Here is a 14,749-nt window from a genome sequence, read left to right on the forward strand (position 1 = left end):
TTCTTGAGACGTGCTCTTGTTTCGATGACGAAAAAGGGATGATATGCAAGATCGGATCGCAGTGCTGGAGCGCGATGTTGCCACCATCAAGGTCGAGCTCGAGGTGATCAGGCGCGAGTGCATCGACGCGGCGGATCTCTCGACGCGAACGTCGCACATGGAGTCGGATATCGTCGTTTTGAAGGGGGACGTTTCCCAACTGCAGAAGGATGTTGCGCAGTTGAGGATCGACGTCAGTCAATTGCAGAAGGATGTTGCGCAACTGCTGGAGGATGTCGGGCCAGTGTTGAAGCAGGAGTTCGGACTCTTAATGTTCGCGGTAGCGGCTCTTCAAAGTGACGTGACAAAACTGAAGGAAGAGTTTTCGCTCTTTGGCAAGGAAATGACCCGGATGAGCACTGAGCTGGCGCATTGCGCGACGAAGGAAGATTTGAAGGAGCTGAAGGCAGACCTGAGGGGCTGGATGATGGTGATCGCGATTGCGCTTTTGAGTGCGCAAGTTGCGATGTTTTCTTACATGCAGTCGATTTTGCCAGCACATGCAAGCGGGCAGCATAACGCGGCAGTCACTCTGAACTCGGCGGAGGCGAAATAGCGTTGGCGATGCAAAATGGAGACTTGACGTCCCCGTCCGACCGCAGGACCAGACGCCAACGCATGAAGGATTATTTGCGGCCGGGCGCGTAGACCTGGTCGAATACGCCGCCATCGGCGAAGTGCGCCTTCTGCGCCTTGGTCCAGCCGCCCGCTACTTCGTCAATCGTGAACAGTTTGAGCTTTGGGAACTTGGCCGCATGCTTCTTGGCGAACTTGTCGACCGCCGGACGGTAGTAGTGCTTGGCGGCGATCTCCTGGCCTTCATCGCTGTACAGATATTCGAGGTAGGCTTGCGCGACCTTGCGCGTGCCGCGCTTGTCGGCCACCTTGTCGACCACGGACACCGGCGGCTCTGCAAGGATGCTGACCGACGGTGCCACGATCTCGACCTTGTCGGGGCCGAGTTCCTTGATGGCGAGGAAGGCTTCGTTTTCCCACGCGATCAGGACGTCGCCGATGCCGCGCTCGACAAACGTCGTCGTGGCACCGCGCGCGCCGGAGTCCAGCACAGGGACGTTGCGGTACAGCTTGCCGATAAAGTCGCGCGCGGTGGCTTCGGAGCCGCCCGGCTGGCGCAGTGCGTATCCCCACGCGGCCAGGTGGTTCCAACGCGCCCCGCCCGAGGTCTTCGGGTTGGGCGTGATGACGGCGACGCCAGGCTTGACCAGGTCGCCCCAGTCCTTGATGCCTTTGGGGTTGCCCTTGCGGACCAGGAAGACGATGGTCGAGGTGTACGGCGCGGCGTTGTGCGGCAGGCGCTTTTGCCAGTCGTGCGCGAGCAGGCCACGTTCGCTGATAGCATCGAGGTCGCTGGCGAGCGCGAGCGTGACGACGTCCGCTTCGAGTCCGTCGATCACCGAGCGCGCCTGCTTGCCCGAGCCGCCGTGCGATTGCTTGACGGTGACGCTGTCGCCCGTCCTGGCTTTCCACTGGCGCGCAAACGCCGCATTAAAATCCTGGTACAGCTCGCGAGTCGGGTCGTAGGACACGTTGAGCAGGGTGACGTCGGCGGCCGATGCGGCCTGCGCCAACAGCACGAGCGCGACCAGTGCCTGGCTTATTTTTTTGAGCAACATCTGATTTCTCTTTCGATGGGGAGGAAGCTCTAGCGTAAAACTACCCCATCGGAAAGGGAACGAACGAAATCAGTTGTCGATATGCGATTTTTAAAGAACGGTGCAATCAGGCGCTTAGTGCGCCTTGGACAGGATCAGCAACCAGCGGCGCATCAGCAGCACTTCGAGATGACCAGGCTCGACGCCGGTGTCGCATTCGATGACCGGGTTGACCGCGTAGAAGCGCTTGCGGAAGTCGCGGGTGACCAGCAGTTCGCGGCGGCCGAGGCGCAGCATGAAAGGGGTGGGTGCGTATTCCATGCCGAAAGAGCTGTTCAAGGTGGTCATGACGATTTTCCTTTGTTTGTTGTTTGGTCCAGAGATTCCAGAATAGCATAACTACTGTATAAATCCACAGCTACTGTACGAAATCACAGTATTTTTTCAAAGTGTGGTTTTTTCGCCAAGGGGCCCGATGCCGACGTTTTCCTTTCTCCGCCTGCGGCGTTTTGTCGCGGCCCGCCTGTCTCCCGAAGGGCAGACCGGCCTGCACCTGACCGTCGGCGTGATGCTGATGGTTGGCGCCGCCTGGCTGTTCGGCGATATCGCGGAAGACGTGGTCAACAACGAGGCGATCACTGTGCTCGACCTGCGCCTGGCGCACTGGTTTCACGCCAACGCGACCGCGGCGATGACCGGCTTCATGCTGTTCGTCACGCACTGGCACGGCATGGTGGGCGCCGCGCTGATGGCGGCGGGGCTGGCGGCTTATTTTTACCGGCGGCGCGAGCAATACTGGGCGCTTGCGGTGGTCGCCGTCGTGCCGGGCGGCATGTTGCTAAATGTGCTGCTAAAGTATGTTTTTCATCGCGCGCGGCCGAGTTTCGACGATCCGCTGCTGAGCCTGACGACCTACAGTTTTCCGAGCGGGCATACCGCGAACGCTGCCTTGCTGTACGGGCTGCTGGCGAGCTGGCTGTGGGTGCGCCACCGTCGCATCGGCGCGCGCGTGGCGATTGTCGCCGGCGCCTGCGCGATGGTGGCGCTGGTCGGCATCAGCCGCATGTATTTGGGCGTACATTATTTGAGCGACGTGCTTGCCGCATCGGCCGAAGGCTGCGCGTGGCTGGCCGTGTGCATCACCGCGATCTCGACCCTGCGCCGGCGCCGGCAGGGAAGGTCGCTGAACCAAGCCGGGAGAACCACCTGAAGCGCATCGCAGTCATCATCAACGGCGGGGCCGGCAGCGGCCACGACGACCAGGCCGCCAGCGACCTGCGCAGCAAGTTCGCGGCCCACGGCTGCGAGGCGCAGGTGACGCTGGCGAAAAGCGGCGAGGAGATGATCGCCGCCGCGCGCAAGGCGATCGAGCAGGGCGTCGACGCGGTGGTGGCCGGCGGCGGCGACGGCACCATCAACGCGGTCGCCTCGGTGCTGGCCGATAGCGGCGTGGCGTTCGGGGTGCTGCCGATGGGCACGCTGAACCACTTCGCCAAGGATGTCGGAGTGCCGCTCGACATCGACGAGGCGGTGCGCAACGTGGCCGAGGGCAAGCGCCTGCAGGTCGACGTGGGCGAGGTGAACGGCCGGATTTTCCTGAACAATTCCAGCCTCGGCCTGTACCCGGACATCGTGCGCGACCGCGAAAAGCAGCAGCACCGGCTGGGCCGCGGCAAGTGGCCGGCGGCGCTGTGGGCCACCGTGGCGGCGTTGCGCCGCTATCCCTTCCTGCACGTGAACCTGTGCGTGGACGGCAAGGAGCTGGCGCGCAGCACGCCGTTCGTCTTCATCGGCAACAACGAGTACAGCATGCAGGGCCTGTCGATCGGCGCGCGCGCCAGCCTGGCCGACGGCAAGCTCAGCCTGTACGTGGCGCAGCGTCCGGGCCGCCTCGGCCTGCTCCGCTTCGCCTGGCGCGCGCTGTTCGGGCGGCTGGCGCAGGAGCGCGATTTCGACGCGATGCTGTCCGAGCAGTTCGACATCGAGACGCGCCACCAGCGCATGCGCGTGGCCACCGACGGCGAAGTCAACATCATGGCGACACCGCTGCGTTACCGGATCCGTCCGGGCGCGCTGACGGTGATCGTTCCCCAATAAACAAGAGGAGACATCATGCGCACATTGGTACATTTATCGGACCTGCATTTCGGCCGCGTCGACGAGGCCTTGCTGGCGCCGCTGCGCGAGACCATCGAGCGCATCGCGCCGGACGTGGTGGTGGTGTCGGGCGACCTGACCCAGCGCGCCAAGAGCGAGCAGTTCGAGCAGGCGCGCGCCTGGCTCGACACCTTGCCGGGGCCGCAGATCATCGTGCCGGGCAACCACGACATTTCGCTGTACAACGTGTTCCGGCGCTTCGTCAAGCCGCTCGAGCGCTACCAGCGCTACATCACCGACGACCTCGATCCGATCCACGTCGACGCGGAGATCGCGGTGCTGGGCATTAACACGGCGCGCTCGCTGACGTGGAAGGACGGGCGGATCAACGAGGAGCAGCTGGCCAAGATGAAGGAGGAGTTCGCCGGGCTTGGGCCGGAGGTCACGCGCATCGTCGTCACGCACCATCCGTTCGACTTGCCGCAAAGCGCGGACGAGGACGACCTGGTCGACCGCGCGCCGATGGCGATGAAGGCGTTCGCCGAAGTGGGCGTGGACCTGCTGCTGGCGGGGCACCTGCACACCAGCCACGCCGACACCACCGAGGAGCGCTACGGGATCTCTGAGTATGCGGCGCTGGTGGTGCAGGCCGGCACGGCGACGTCCACGCGCGGGCGCGGCGAGGTCAACTCGTTCAACGTGCTGCGGGTGGAGCACGACAGGATCGAGGTCGACCGCTATGGCTGGGATGTGATCAGTTCGGCGTTTTCGCTGATGACGACGGAAGCGTTCATGCGCAGCGGGGATGTGTGGGCGGCGCACAACGACGGTATGCTGGCCGCGGGTATTTGAAAGGTCACGCGGCGTCGACAACCCCGGGGTCAGGTCCGCCGGACCTGACCCCAGCCCTTGGTCCGCGCCGCGTGCCCTCCGTTCAGATCCAGTACTCGGTCAGGCGCGACGCCCATTCCTTGACGCGGTCGGTGAACGGCCGGCGCTTCCACTCTTCGCGCGTCACTTCCTTCGAGTCGCGCAAATCCTCATTGAACGCGTTCTCCATGTCCTGCCCGAACGCCGGATCGAGCACGATCACGTTCAGCTCATAGTTGTGGATGAAGCTGCGGCGGTCGATGTTGGCCGAGCCGATGGTCGACCAGGTGCCGTCGATCACCGCGGTCTTGGCGTGCAGCACCGCCACCTGCAGGTGGAAGATTTTGACGCCGCCCGCCAGCAGCTGGTCGTAGAACGCGCGCCCGGCATGCAGCACCAGGCCGTGGTCGGTCACGCCGGGCAGCACCAGGCGCACGTCGACGCCCCGCTTGGCGGCGGCGATCAGCGCGTCGACGATCTGCGGATCGGGCACGAAGTAGGCCGAGGTGATGTGGATGCTCTTTTTCGATTCCTGGATCGCCAGCACCAGCGACTTGTAGATCTCGAAGCCCTTGTCCGGATCGCTGGCGAGCACGCGCACGACCTTGTCGCCGGCTGGCGCCAGCGGCGGGAAATAGTTGGCCTCGGGCAGCTCGCCCGCTTCCTGGCGCACCCAGTTGTTGACGAAGGAGTACTGCAGCGCGGACACCGCCGGCCCCTCGATCTTGACGTGGGTGTCGCGCCAGCCGACCTTCTTCTTGTCGGCCGGGTTCGGCTTGCGGCGCGAGCCGAAGAAGGAGCTGTTGGCGTAGTCGCTGCTGATGTTGATGCCGCCGGTGAAGGCGACCTTGCCGTCGACCACCATCAGCTTGCGGTGGTCGCGGTTGTTGACTTCCCACTTGCCGGTGGCCTTGGCCGGATTGACCGGGTTGAACGCGACCAGCGCGATCCCGGCCTCCTTCATGTGGTCGAAGAATGCCTGCGGCGTGCCGAGGGTGCCGACGCTATCGTACAGCACGTTGACGATCACGCCCTGCTTGCGTTTTTCGATCAGCAGCTCGGCGAACTGCATGCCGACCGGGTCCTGGTCGAAGATGTAGGTCTCCAGGTTGATGGTCGATTTCGCCTCGCGCACCGCGGCGATCATTTCCTTCATGGTGGCCGGGCCGTCGAACAGCAGGGTCACCTTGTTGCCCGCGATCAGGGGCACGCCGGTCGCCGCTTCCTCCTGCACCGCCAGCGCCTTCATGTCCGGCGTCGCGCGCGCCCAGCGCCTGGCCAGCAGGGCCTGCGCCTGCTTCGATTGCAGCATGCCGTTCTGGGTGGCGACGGCCGGCGTGGTCCTGGCGACGGCCTGGCCGCCGGCGCCGACGTCGGGCAGGGTGGCGCACGAGGCCACCGCCAGGGACAGCATCATCGGGACCCACCACTTGCCGCTGCGCGTTCTGCTCATGTCATTCCTTTAGGTAGTTCAACGGTGGGCTGGTCGGACGACAGATCCTTGGGCCCGATAAAAAAATCGATCGGGGCGGCGAGGAAGCGCCGTCCCAGTGCGCGCAGCAAACGGATGCCGTGCTCGAAGCGAATCTGGCGCGCCCGCAGCGCCACCCACAGCGCCAGCGAGAAGCTCACCAGCAGGTTCACCGCGCCGATCAGCAGGAACCCGGCTATGGATGTGGCCGCCAGTTCCCAGCTTACCCGATGATCGAGGGCGACCAGCGCCGTGGAGAAATTGGCCGCGGAAAAGGTCACGTGGCGGATGTCGAGCGGAAGGCCCAGCAGGTAGCCGAGCGTGCCCATGGTGCCCAGCAGGATGCCGAAGTAGAAATTGCCCATCAGGCCGCCCAGGTTGTTTTCCAGGTAGACCGACAGGCGCGCCAGGCGTTCCTGGCCGAGCCAGCGGCCCAGGCCGCGCAGCTGGCGCACGCGCTGCGCCATGCGGGTGTAGAGCGCCTTGTTGTCGTAGTAGCCGGAGATCAGGCCGGCGACGAACAGGCAGACGCCGGCGATCGCCGCGTACATCAGCGCCAGGCTATGGAACGGGTCGATGTCGTGCAGCAGGTGCATGGCCTTGGCCGGATCGACCAGGTGCTTGCCGGCGACGTTCTTCCACACCATCGCGATGCCCCACGCGGTCGGCAGCACGGTGGCCAGGTTGCCCAGCACGGCGACGCACTGGGTGCGGAACACCTTGTTGACCAGCTCGGCCATGTTGTCGAGGTCGATGTGGCGTCCGTCCTGCGACGACAGGCCGGCGGCGATGCGCGCGGCCGTCATCGCCGGCTGCTTGGTGGCGACGGTGAAGTGCAGCAGGTGGATCAGCATGAAGCCGAGCGAGTAGTTCATGCTGAACAGGAAGGCTTCGACCAGCGGCGCGCTGCGCAGCCAGGCCAGCAGGATCTTGATCATGGCCATGAAGCCGACGATCACGCCGGCGCCGGCCGAGGACAGGAACATGCCGCGCAGCCCGGCGCGCGTCTCGGCGATGTAGTGCTCGCCGGTGCGGCTGGCGTTTTCCGTCACGTTGCGCGCCAGCAGGTCGACGTTGTCGGCCACCAGCCCGCCCAGCTCGTACTTGGCGTTGTGGGCTTCGATCAGTTCTTCGGCCAGCGCGATGGCGCCGGCGCGGCGCAGGCTGGTCGGCGGCTCGGCCGGCGGCGTGGCGGCGTTGGCCACCGCTTCCAGGTCCACGGTCGGCGCGCTCGGCAGCTCGCCGCTGACGTCGACCAGGAACAGCAGCTTGCGCAGGCGGTCGATGCTTTGCGCCAGCGCCACCAGCAGGTAGGTCAGGGCGACGCTGGTGCCTTGCGCGGCGGCGTTCTTGCGGATCTTGCCGAGCGCGGCCTCGCACTGGTCGAGCATCACCAGCAGGTGCTTGGCGTCTTCCGGCGCGGCCGCGCCGTCGGCGAGCATGCGCGCGTAGCCGTCGAGGTAGTCGTTGACCTCGATGTTCTGCATCAGGAAGGGCGAATCGAAAGTCTCGATGTCGGGATTGCTTCGGATTAGCCGGGGCTCGAGGCCCAGCGCGCAGACACGGCACGACAGGGTGCGGATCGCATCGAGCATCCCGAGCAAGGTGGTGCGCTGGGCGGCGGCCGCGTGCTCGCGCGGGGTGGCGGAGGCGATCGCATCGAACAGGGCCAGCCAGTCGGAGTTGGGCACTGCGTTGATCCAGCGCCAGTCGGTTTGCAGGTACAGCACCTCGTCGATGGCGTCGGCCAGGTAGGTGTCGTCCAGCGCCGGCGGCAGGAAGCGGTAGGCAATGCGGCGCTTCAGTTCAACCACGAAGCCATCGTTCGACAGGATGCCGATGTCGGTGTACAGGCTGGTGTGGCGGCGCTGTTGGAGCAGGGTGCACAGCGCGGCGCCCAGACGGGCGGCCTGGTCGGGGTGGGCGTGGAGCAGGCGGGTCAGCGCGCGCACGTTGGCCGCGGCGATCTCGCCCTGGCTCGGATGGGGCGGGCGCAACTTGTCGACCAGCTCGACGAGCAGGTCGATCCGTCCGGTGTCGGGAGCGATGCGCTCTAGCGTGGGAAGCATGGAAACTTTGGTGCTGGTACAAAAGGACAGTGTACCGTTCACACTTCAATTGCTTTGTACGCCAGCGTACGAATACCCCGCTTGTCGTACCGGCGCAGGCTGGTACCCATGCTGAGCGTGCTTTAGCTGCGACCCATGATCAGTATAGGTTTCCTGCCTTCGCAGGAACGACAAGCGTTATTGCGGCGGACGGACCGCGCCGCAGTCGGCCGCCAGCCAGCGCCCGGTCGATTCGACGCCGACGGTTTCGCTGCCGCCTGTCGCGGTGGTCGTCACCCGCGTGCTGGACGTGTAGGAAGTCGGACTGTTGAAGGTCGCGCTGCCTTCGCCCCGTCCGTCGGGATCGGTGCAGGTGAACGAGTAGTGCATGGTCTTGCCGCTCATCGGCGCATTCTGGAAGCTGCAGTTGCCGCGCTGCTGCACCGGCAGTTGCTGCTTCCTGGCCATCTCCGGCGTGATGCACACCTTGGCCAGCACGCCGTCGTTGCTCAGCACCACGCCCTGGCGCGCCATCATGCCTTCTATCTTGGCGCGCTGCTCCGGATTCATGCTGGCCAGCTGCTGCTGCGCCATGGCCATCGCATCCTTGAGCTTGCCGCTGCCGGAATTAATTTTGTTGTTGGTCTCCCACAAGCCGGGCTTGATGGTTTCGGCGGCCTGGGCGCAGATCGCGAGGGCGGCAAAGGGCAGGGCCAGGTAGTGTAATTTCATGGTCGCTCCGGGAATTGGTGGTTTCGAGCAAAAGCATAGCCCAAAACCGCCTTGCCCAACCGTTCCGCAGAAGTGACGATTGTCACTGGCGCCCGGCGCCGAGCGCATGGTAGCGTTCGGGGTGCGACCCTTTCAACATCAGAAAACACTATGTCCATCAAATCCCTGATCACGCTGGCGCGCGGCCCGTGGGTGCCGCCGCGGCGCGGGAAAGCGCCTTACCTGTGGCTCTTTATGCTTTCCTTCCTGTTCTGGAAATACATGGTGGTGGGGCCGGGCTGGATCGAGATCGCCCTGCTGGTGGCGACGGCGCTGCTGTTCGTGCCGCTGTATTTCGCCAGCTACTGGTGCCGCGGGCGCGCCCAGGCGCTGGTCATCATGCTGACCTGCCTGTTCGGCGTCGTCTGGGCGCCGTTCAATTTCGGCGCCAGCACCTTCTTCATTTTTGCCTGCGCGATGACGGGAGGGATCGCGGCGCCGCGCCGGGCCTACGCCAGCGTGGCGGCGATTATCCTGCTGGCCATTGCAACCGCCTGGGGCATTCCCGGCGCCGGCTTCAATTTTCTGGTGCCGGTGCTGATCGTCGGCACCACGCTGGGCCTGTCCGGCGTGATGGAGGCGCAACTGCGGCGCTCGCGCGACCAGCTGCTGCGCAAGCAGGAGGAGGTCGAGCAGATGGCCACCATCGCCGAACGCGAACGCATCTCGCGCGACCTGCATGACCTGCTGGGGCATACGCTGTCGCTGATCACGCTGAAGGCCGAACTGGCCGGCAAGCTGTTCGATCGGGATCCGCAGGCGTGCCGGCGCGAGATCGGAGACATCGAGCACAGCGCGCGGGCGGCGCTGTCGGAAGTGCGCAGCGCGGTCAGCGGCTATCGGCAGACCGGCTTCGCGCACGAGCTGACCGGCGCGCGCGCCAGCCTGGCCGCGGCCGGCATCGCGCTGCGCGCCGAGGTGCAGGCCTTCGCGCTGCCGCCGGCGTGCGAGAACGTGATGTCGCTGGCGTTGCGCGAGGCGGTCACCAACATCGTGCGCCACGCCGGCGCCACCGAATGCGCGCTCAGCCTCGCGCTGGAGGACGGCATGATCGTGCTGCGGGTGGCCGACAACGGCGCGGGCCTGGCCGACGGCGCGACGGTCATGCGCGGCAACGGCCTGACCGGCATGCAGGAGCGCATCGCGGCGCTGGGCGGCCAGCTGGCGCTGCGGGTCGAGCGCGGGCTGGCGCTGGAGCTGCGCGTGCCGGCCGGAGCGGCGGCATGATCCGCGTGCTGATCGCCGAAGACCAGGCGCTGGTGCTCGGCGCGCTGGCGGCGCTGCTGCGGCTCGAGGCGGACCTCGACGTGGTGGGCTGCGCACGCAACGGGCGCGAAGCGCTGGAGATGTGCGCCGCGCTGGCGCCGGACATCGTGCTGACCGATATCGAGATGCCGCAGATGACGGGGCTGGAGCTGGCCGCGGCGCTGGCGGCGCAGAAGCTGGCGTGCAAGGTGATCATCGTCACCACGTTCGCGCGCTCGGGGTATTTGCGGCGCGCGCTCGACGCCGGCGTGCGCGGCTATCTGCTGAAGGACGCGCCGGCCGACGCGCTGGCGGCGGCGATCCGCAGCGTGTACGCGGGCGGACGCGCGGTGGCGCCGGAGCTGGCGCTGGAAGACTGGCGCGGACGCGCCGATCCGCTGACCGAGCGCGAACGGCAGGTGCTGCGGCTGGCGGGGGAGGGCAAGAGTTCGGCGGAGATCGCGAAGACGATTCACCTGTCGGAAGGGACGGTGCGCAATTACCTGTCCGAGGCGATCAGCAAGTGCGATGCGGTGAACCGGACCGATGCATTCCGGCTGGCGCGCGACGCGGGGTGGCTGTAGTCTGTCGTACCTGCCTGCGCAGGTACGACGGGCGGTGTTAGCCGCGCGGACCGCGCTCGGCCACGTAGATCTCGACGCGGCGGTTGCGCGCGCGCCCCGACGGATCGTCGTTCGACGCAATCGGCTCGCGCTCGCCGCGCCCGTCGATGGCGATGCGCTCGGGCGACACGCCGCGCATGGTCAGGTAATCGCGGGTGTGCGCCGCGCGGTCGACCGACAGCGGCTGGTTGACCGCATCGGTGCCGGTGCTGTCGGTATGCCCGATGATGGTCACGGTGGTTCCCGGATTCTCATTGAGCGTGCCGGCAAAGCGCTCCAGCACGGGACGGAAATTCGACTTGATGTCGGAGCGCCCGGTGTCGAACGACACGTCGCTCGGGATCTCGAGCTTGAGGCGGTTGTCCTGGGTCTGGCTGACCTGCACGCCGGTGCCGCGCGTGGCCTGCTCCATCTGCTGCTTCTGCTGCTCCATGCGCTTGGACCAGACGTTGCCGATCAGCGCGCCGGCGGCGCCGCCGATGACTGCGCCCTTGGCAGCGCGGTCGCCGCCGCCGCCGCCGGTGCTGGCGCCGAGGATCGCGCCCAGGCCCGCGCCGATGCCGGCGCCCTGCGCCGTGCCGCGCTGGGTCGGGTTCATGTCGGCGCAACCGGTGACGGCCAGCGAAACGATCGCGGCGCCAATCAGCGCGCGGGTGAGTTTGTTCATGTTCTGCATTGTGGGTCTCCTAAAAAGAAAAATCCGTTTCGTAGTCGCATCCGTCGAGACGGGAGCGACCGCGAAACGGATCGGGCATCAAAGCCGCCGATGTCCGCATGCGGGTGGCCTACTAAATACCTCGACCGCTGATCAGCTTGACCAGGATCATGATGACGGCGACGACCAGCAGGATGTGGATGAAGCCGCCAACGGTGTAGGAAGTGACCAGGCCGAGCACCCACAGGATCAGGAGAATAATTGCGATGGTATAGAGCATGATGTGTCCTCATTTAGTTGTGTAGCGACAGGTTCGTCGTAAGTTCAGTATCGCTAATTGACCGCACTCGATCCGTACGGTGCCGTACATTAAGAATAACTTTTTTGCTCAGTTCGCAATCCCGGGACCCAGCCCGCAAACCCCATCAGCCCGACCAGGCCGATCAGGCAGGTGACCATGCCGCCCGCGATCAGGAACATCACATCCTGCGGCGGTGCGGACTCGCCGGCGCCTGCTCCGGTTAGACCGCAGCCGGCGACAAAAAGTCCCCAAACGATGATGCCGATCCAGTGCAGGGTTTTCATGTTGATTCTCCTTGTAGGCTGCGATAGGCCCGACGCCGGGCATGGCCCCATTCTGTGTTGAGCTCAGCAGTAACTCTGTTCGCTGGCGCACGTTGCACAAAAGAAAAACGCCAGGCGGTGGGAGCCGGCATGGCGTTTTGTTTTCGCTGCAGCGGGCAAGCCCGCCCGGGATCAGCGCACCGAGCGCAGCCCGCCGTTGACCACGCGCACGCGGTCGCCCTGATGCCAGCCCGGCGAGGACTGGTGGAAGGTGCGGTATTTGCCGTTGTCCATGCGCACGCGGATCTCGTAGCTGTGGTTGGCCTTCATGTTGCCTTCGACCTGGTTGCCGACCACGGCGCCGCCGACGGCGCCGGCGACGGTCGCCAGCTGGCGGCCATGGCCGCTGCCGACCTGGTTGCCCAGCAGGCCGCCGAGGATCGCGCCGCCGGCCGCGCCGACGCCGCTGCCCTGGGCGCGGGTGGTGATTTCGCGCACCGACTCGACGTTACCGCAGTTGTCGCACCAGTTCTTGGCGGGGGTCGCCGCGGCGACCTGCACCGGACGGTAGTTCGCTTCGCGCATCGACGGCGCCGGCGCCGGTTCAACATAGCGCGGCGCCGGTTCGCGCAGCTGGCGCACCGGCTGCTGCACAAACTGCTGCTGCACCGGCTGGTTCAGCGGCGCTGTCGCGTACGGCTGCTGCACTGGCTGGTTCGCCGCCAGCAGGTTCTGGTTCGGCGCGTCCATCTTCATCGCCAGTGCGGCGCGGTCGGCTTCGGTCAGGTCGCCGCGGCCGGCGGCGCTGTTGCCGCCGATCGAAGACGGCAGCCAGCCCATGATGGCGGCGGTGCCGGCCAGGCAGAACAGGATGATGGCGATCGCCGCGATGATCATCATCGGGTGATGGCTCGTCTTGTGGGTGAGGGGCGTGTTCATGGTGATTCCTTGTGGTTGTTTTGGGTGATGCTTGATGTGACTCATTCTGTCCGGGAACATGTCGGCCTTCCGTGCGTCACCGTACATACTTTCAGTTTTAGAGCCGTTAGGCTGATCTAAATTGTTTGCAAATGTAAGCGCGCACCATTTAACAAATGGCCTCTCACCATGAACGCCACCAGACGAGAAATATGTTTCAACACACGCCACCGAGCCGAGAGGGGCCGATGAGTTTCGCGGCCGTCCAAGAGGCGGCGGTAACGAACAGTAACTTGTTGCTGGCCGCATTGCCGGATGCCGACCTGGCGCAACTCGCGCCGCTGCTCCAACCGGTCCACGTCGACGTCGGCGATGTCCTGTTCGAGCCGGGCGAGCGCATCCGCCAGATCTATTTCCCCAACGACTGCCTGGTGTCCCTGCTGGGCGTGGCCGAGGGCCGCATGACGCTCGAGGTGGGCCTGGTCGGCCGCGAAGGCATGCTGGGCGCGACGGTCGCGCTCGGACACGAGCTCGCGCAGGTGCGCGCGGTGGTCCAGCGCGCCGGCAGCGCCAGCCGCATCGACAGCGCGCTGTTTCGCGCCGAGTTCGCGCGCAACGCGGCGCTGCAGCGGGTGCTGTACCGCTACACCGACACCTTGCTGGCGCAGGCGATCCAGATCGCCGTGTGCAGCCGCTTCCACGTGCTCGAGGCGCGCCTGGCGCGCTCGCTGTTGATCACGCGCGACCGCCTGCAATCGGACAAGTTCCATCTCACCCACGAATTCCTCGCGCATGCCCTGGGCGTGCGGCGGGTCGGCGTGACCAAGGCGGCCAGCGCGCTGCAGCAACAGGGGCTGATCAACTACAGCCGCGGCAATATCGAGATCATCGACCTGCCGGGCCTGGTGGCGGCGTCGTGCAAGTGTTACGAGATCGTCAAGGAAGCAGGGGAGGCGGCGTTGGCGACGGCGTTCGTCTGACCTTGCCGTCCGGCTGCCGCGCCGACAAATCCGGGGTTTCGTCCGGATTCCAGGGCGTCGACTTCTTTCGAAACATCGCCAGGGCGAATCAACATGGGGTCAGGTCCGGCGGACCTGACCCCGGACTTTGGTCGGCGCCTCGATTGGTGGAGCAGACGTAAAAACGCCCCGACCAGCGGGGCGATTCGTCGAGCGACCTGCGAATTACTTGGTGGTCTTGACCTGGTTGCCGATCACGCCGCCGACAGCTGCGCCGCCCACGGCGCCGACTGGCGAGCCGCCGGTCAGGACGCTACCAGCCACGGCACCGACGCCAGCGCCGATTGCGGTGTTCTTGTCCTGGTTCGACATGCCGGCGCAGCCGGTCAGGCCCAAAGCGACGGTTGCCAGCGAAGCGGTGACGATCAGTTGTTTCATGGTTTTCATAGTTGTATTTTCCTTAGGTAGGGTGGATTACTTCGGGGGCCGATCGTTGTGACCGACTGGGAAGCCATTGACGCGACGAGCCACCGCCGATGCGGTCGCAATGTGCGTCGGGACCGAGTGGAAGGGGCCGTGGCGCCGTCAAAACGCCCCCTGCCCGCGGGGCGTCTCTCGGACGTGCTGCGAATTACTTGGTGGTCTTGACCTGGTTGCCGATCACGCCGCCGACAGCTGCGCCGCCAACGGTGCCGACGGTCGAGCCGCCGGTCAGGACGCTACCAGCCACTGCGCCGACGCCGGCGCCGACTGCGGTGTTCTTGTCTTGTGCCGACATGCCGGCGCAGCCGGTCAGGCCCAGTGCAACAGTTGCCAGCGAAGCGGTGACGATCAGTTGTTTGATGGTTTTCATGGTTGTATCTCCTAAAGTGGGTG

The 14,749-nt window shown here is 65.5% G+C and carries 18 protein-coding genes; 7 read left to right on the forward strand and 11 right to left on the reverse strand.

Translation table 11 applies throughout. The annotated features are described in order from the left end of the window. Positions 1–43: 43 nt before the first annotated feature. Complete coding sequence (locus AC1D02_RS15860) at positions 44–595, forward strand: hypothetical protein (RefSeq protein ID WP_477318534.1); 552 nt, start codon at positions 44–46, stop codon at positions 593–595. 70 nt (positions 596–665) lie between these two features. On the opposite strand, the gene AC1D02_RS15865 is transcribed toward AC1D02_RS15860, so the two are convergent. Both AC1D02_RS15865 and AC1D02_RS15870 read right to left on the reverse strand, forming a co-directional pair. Further along, positions 666–1,673 (reverse strand): sulfate ABC transporter substrate-binding protein, encoded by a 1,008-nt coding sequence (locus AC1D02_RS15865; RefSeq protein ID WP_477318536.1) that lies wholly within the window; start codon positions 1,671–1,673, stop codon positions 666–668. Between the two features lie 114 nt (positions 1,674–1,787). Beyond that, on the reverse strand, positions 1,788–2,000 hold the full coding sequence (locus AC1D02_RS15870) for a hypothetical protein (protein WP_477318538.1): 213 nt from the start codon (positions 1,998–2,000) through the stop codon (positions 1,788–1,790). Positions 2,001–2,127: 127 nt separating this feature from the next. Here AC1D02_RS15870 and AC1D02_RS15875 point away from each other — a divergent pair, with 127 nt between their 5' ends. The 3 genes from AC1D02_RS15875 to AC1D02_RS15885 are packed head-to-tail and all read left to right on the forward strand — an operon-like array spanning position 2,128 to position 4,601. After that, on the forward strand, positions 2,128–2,862 hold the full coding sequence (locus AC1D02_RS15875; RefSeq protein ID WP_477318540.1) for a phosphatase PAP2 family protein: 735 nt from the start codon (positions 2,128–2,130) through the stop codon (positions 2,860–2,862). After that, complete coding sequence (locus tag AC1D02_RS15880; protein ID WP_477318936.1) at positions 2,859–3,749, forward strand: diacylglycerol/lipid kinase family protein; 891 nt, start codon at positions 2,859–2,861, stop codon at positions 3,747–3,749. Before AC1D02_RS15875 ends, AC1D02_RS15880 begins: the two co-directional genes overlap by 4 nt. 15 nt (positions 3,750–3,764) lie before the next feature. Continuing rightward, complete coding sequence (locus tag AC1D02_RS15885) at positions 3,765–4,601, forward strand: metallophosphoesterase family protein (RefSeq protein ID WP_477318542.1); 837 nt, start codon at positions 3,765–3,767, stop codon at positions 4,599–4,601. 82 nt (positions 4,602–4,683) lie between these two features. Here the strand turns inward: AC1D02_RS15885 and cls are convergent, their stop codons facing one another. The 3 genes from cls to AC1D02_RS15900 form a co-directional block, all read right to left on the reverse strand. Then, the gene (cls, locus tag AC1D02_RS15890) at positions 4,684–6,072 is read right to left on the reverse strand and encodes a cardiolipin synthase (protein WP_477318544.1); all 1,389 of its coding nucleotides are present in this window, start codon (positions 6,070–6,072) and stop codon (positions 4,684–4,686) included. After that, positions 6,069–8,159, reverse strand: coding sequence for a site-specific recombinase (locus AC1D02_RS15895; protein WP_477318546.1), 2,091 nt, complete (start codon positions 8,157–8,159; stop codon positions 6,069–6,071). Before AC1D02_RS15895 ends, cls begins: the two co-directional genes overlap by 4 nt. 177 nt (positions 8,160–8,336) lie before the next feature. Continuing rightward, entirely contained in the window at positions 8,337–8,870 is a 534-nt protein-coding gene (locus AC1D02_RS15900) for a DUF3617 domain-containing protein (RefSeq protein ID WP_477318548.1), read from the reverse strand. A 150-nt stretch (positions 8,871–9,020) separates the two neighbouring features. Here AC1D02_RS15900 and AC1D02_RS15905 point away from each other — a divergent pair, with 150 nt between their 5' ends. Both AC1D02_RS15905 and AC1D02_RS15910 read left to right on the forward strand, forming a co-directional pair. After that, the gene (locus AC1D02_RS15905; RefSeq protein WP_477318550.1) at positions 9,021–10,136 is read left to right on the forward strand and encodes a sensor histidine kinase; all 1,116 of its coding nucleotides are present in this window, start codon (positions 9,021–9,023) and stop codon (positions 10,134–10,136) included. Beyond that, positions 10,133–10,738 (forward strand): response regulator transcription factor, encoded by a 606-nt coding sequence (locus AC1D02_RS15910; RefSeq protein ID WP_477318552.1) that lies wholly within the window; start codon positions 10,133–10,135, stop codon positions 10,736–10,738. The genes AC1D02_RS15905 and AC1D02_RS15910 overlap by 4 nt, the downstream gene beginning before the upstream one ends. Positions 10,739–10,775: 37 nt before the next feature. Here AC1D02_RS15910 and AC1D02_RS15915 read toward each other — a convergent pair whose 3' ends face one another. The 4 genes from AC1D02_RS15915 to AC1D02_RS15930 all read right to left on the reverse strand — a co-directional run bounded on the left by AC1D02_RS15915 (position 10,776) and on the right by AC1D02_RS15930 (position 12,935). After that, on the reverse strand, positions 10,776–11,444 hold the full coding sequence (locus AC1D02_RS15915; protein ID WP_477318554.1) for a YiaD family glycine zipper/OmpA-like lipoprotein: 669 nt from the start codon (positions 11,442–11,444) through the stop codon (positions 10,776–10,778). A 121-nt stretch (positions 11,445–11,565) separates the two neighbouring features. Continuing rightward, positions 11,566–11,712: a lmo0937 family membrane protein gene (locus AC1D02_RS15920; RefSeq protein WP_305509619.1), complete on the reverse strand. Its 147-nt coding sequence runs from the start codon at positions 11,710–11,712 to the stop codon at positions 11,566–11,568. Between the two features lie 89 nt (positions 11,713–11,801). After that, positions 11,802–12,017 (reverse strand): hypothetical protein, encoded by a 216-nt coding sequence (locus AC1D02_RS15925; RefSeq protein ID WP_477318556.1) that lies wholly within the window; start codon positions 12,015–12,017, stop codon positions 11,802–11,804. A gap of 171 nt (positions 12,018–12,188) precedes the next feature. Beyond that, complete coding sequence (locus AC1D02_RS15930) at positions 12,189–12,935, reverse strand: glycine zipper 2TM domain-containing protein (protein ID WP_477318558.1); 747 nt, start codon at positions 12,933–12,935, stop codon at positions 12,189–12,191. A gap of 227 nt (positions 12,936–13,162) precedes the next feature. Between AC1D02_RS15930 and AC1D02_RS15935 the strand changes: the two genes are divergently transcribed. Beyond that, positions 13,163–13,894, forward strand: coding sequence for a Crp/Fnr family transcriptional regulator (locus tag AC1D02_RS15935; RefSeq protein WP_477318560.1), 732 nt, complete (start codon positions 13,163–13,165; stop codon positions 13,892–13,894). A gap of 204 nt (positions 13,895–14,098) precedes the next feature. On the opposite strand, the gene AC1D02_RS15940 is transcribed toward AC1D02_RS15935, so the two are convergent. Together AC1D02_RS15940 and AC1D02_RS15945 are read right to left on the reverse strand one after the other, a co-directional pair. After that, on the reverse strand, positions 14,099–14,320 hold the full coding sequence (locus AC1D02_RS15940) for a glycine zipper 2TM domain-containing protein (protein ID WP_477318562.1): 222 nt from the start codon (positions 14,318–14,320) through the stop codon (positions 14,099–14,101). A gap of 184 nt (positions 14,321–14,504) precedes the next feature. Next, entirely contained in the window at positions 14,505–14,726 is a 222-nt protein-coding gene (locus tag AC1D02_RS15945; RefSeq protein ID WP_477318564.1) for a glycine zipper 2TM domain-containing protein, read from the reverse strand. Positions 14,727–14,749: the final 23 nt, after the last annotated feature.

The sequence above is a fragment of the Massilia sp. P1_C10 genome, from assembly GCF_056406475.1.

Bases quoted from the DNA above. Each gene is read 5' to 3' on its own strand.
- AC1D02_RS15915 (WP_477318554.1), bottom strand. From the start codon at position 11,444: ATGAACAAACTCACCCGCGCGCTGATTGGCGCCGCGATCGTTTCGCTG.
- cls (WP_477318544.1), bottom strand. From the start codon at position 6,072: ATGAGCAGAACGCGCAGCGGCAAGTGGTGGGTCCCGATGATGCTGTCC.
- AC1D02_RS15920 (WP_305509619.1), bottom strand. From the start codon at position 11,712: ATGCTCTATACCATCGCAATTATTCTCCTGATCCTGTGGGTGCTCGGC.
- AC1D02_RS15865 (WP_477318536.1), bottom strand. From the start codon at position 1,673: ATGTTGCTCAAAAAAATAAGCCAGGCACTGGTCGCGCTCGTGCTGTTG.
- AC1D02_RS15925 (WP_477318556.1), bottom strand. From the start codon at position 12,017: ATGAAAACCCTGCACTGGATCGGCATCATCGTTTGGGGACTTTTTGTC.
- AC1D02_RS15945 (WP_477318564.1), bottom strand. From the start codon at position 14,726: ATGAAAACCATCAAACAACTGATCGTCACCGCTTCGCTGGCAACTGTT.
- AC1D02_RS15895 (WP_477318546.1), bottom strand. From the start codon at position 8,159: ATGCTTCCCACGCTAGAGCGCATCGCTCCCGACACCGGACGGATCGAC.
- AC1D02_RS15910 (WP_477318552.1), top strand. From the start codon at position 10,133: ATGATCCGCGTGCTGATCGCCGAAGACCAGGCGCTGGTGCTCGGCGCG.
- AC1D02_RS15935 (WP_477318560.1), top strand. From the start codon at position 13,163: ATGAGTTTCGCGGCCGTCCAAGAGGCGGCGGTAACGAACAGTAACTTG.
- AC1D02_RS15870 (WP_477318538.1), bottom strand. From the start codon at position 2,000: ATGACCACCTTGAACAGCTCTTTCGGCATGGAATACGCACCCACCCCT.
- AC1D02_RS15900 (WP_477318548.1), bottom strand. From the start codon at position 8,870: ATGAAATTACACTACCTGGCCCTGCCCTTTGCCGCCCTCGCGATCTGC.
- AC1D02_RS15930 (WP_477318558.1), bottom strand. From the start codon at position 12,935: ATGAACACGCCCCTCACCCACAAGACGAGCCATCACCCGATGATGATC.
- AC1D02_RS15940 (WP_477318562.1), bottom strand. From the start codon at position 14,320: ATGAAAACCATGAAACAACTGATCGTCACCGCTTCGCTGGCAACCGTC.
- AC1D02_RS15875 (WP_477318540.1), top strand. From the start codon at position 2,128: ATGCCGACGTTTTCCTTTCTCCGCCTGCGGCGTTTTGTCGCGGCCCGC.
- AC1D02_RS15860 (WP_477318534.1), top strand. From the start codon at position 44: ATGCAAGATCGGATCGCAGTGCTGGAGCGCGATGTTGCCACCATCAAG.
- AC1D02_RS15885 (WP_477318542.1), top strand. From the start codon at position 3,765: ATGCGCACATTGGTACATTTATCGGACCTGCATTTCGGCCGCGTCGAC.
- AC1D02_RS15905 (WP_477318550.1), top strand. From the start codon at position 9,021: ATGTCCATCAAATCCCTGATCACGCTGGCGCGCGGCCCGTGGGTGCCG.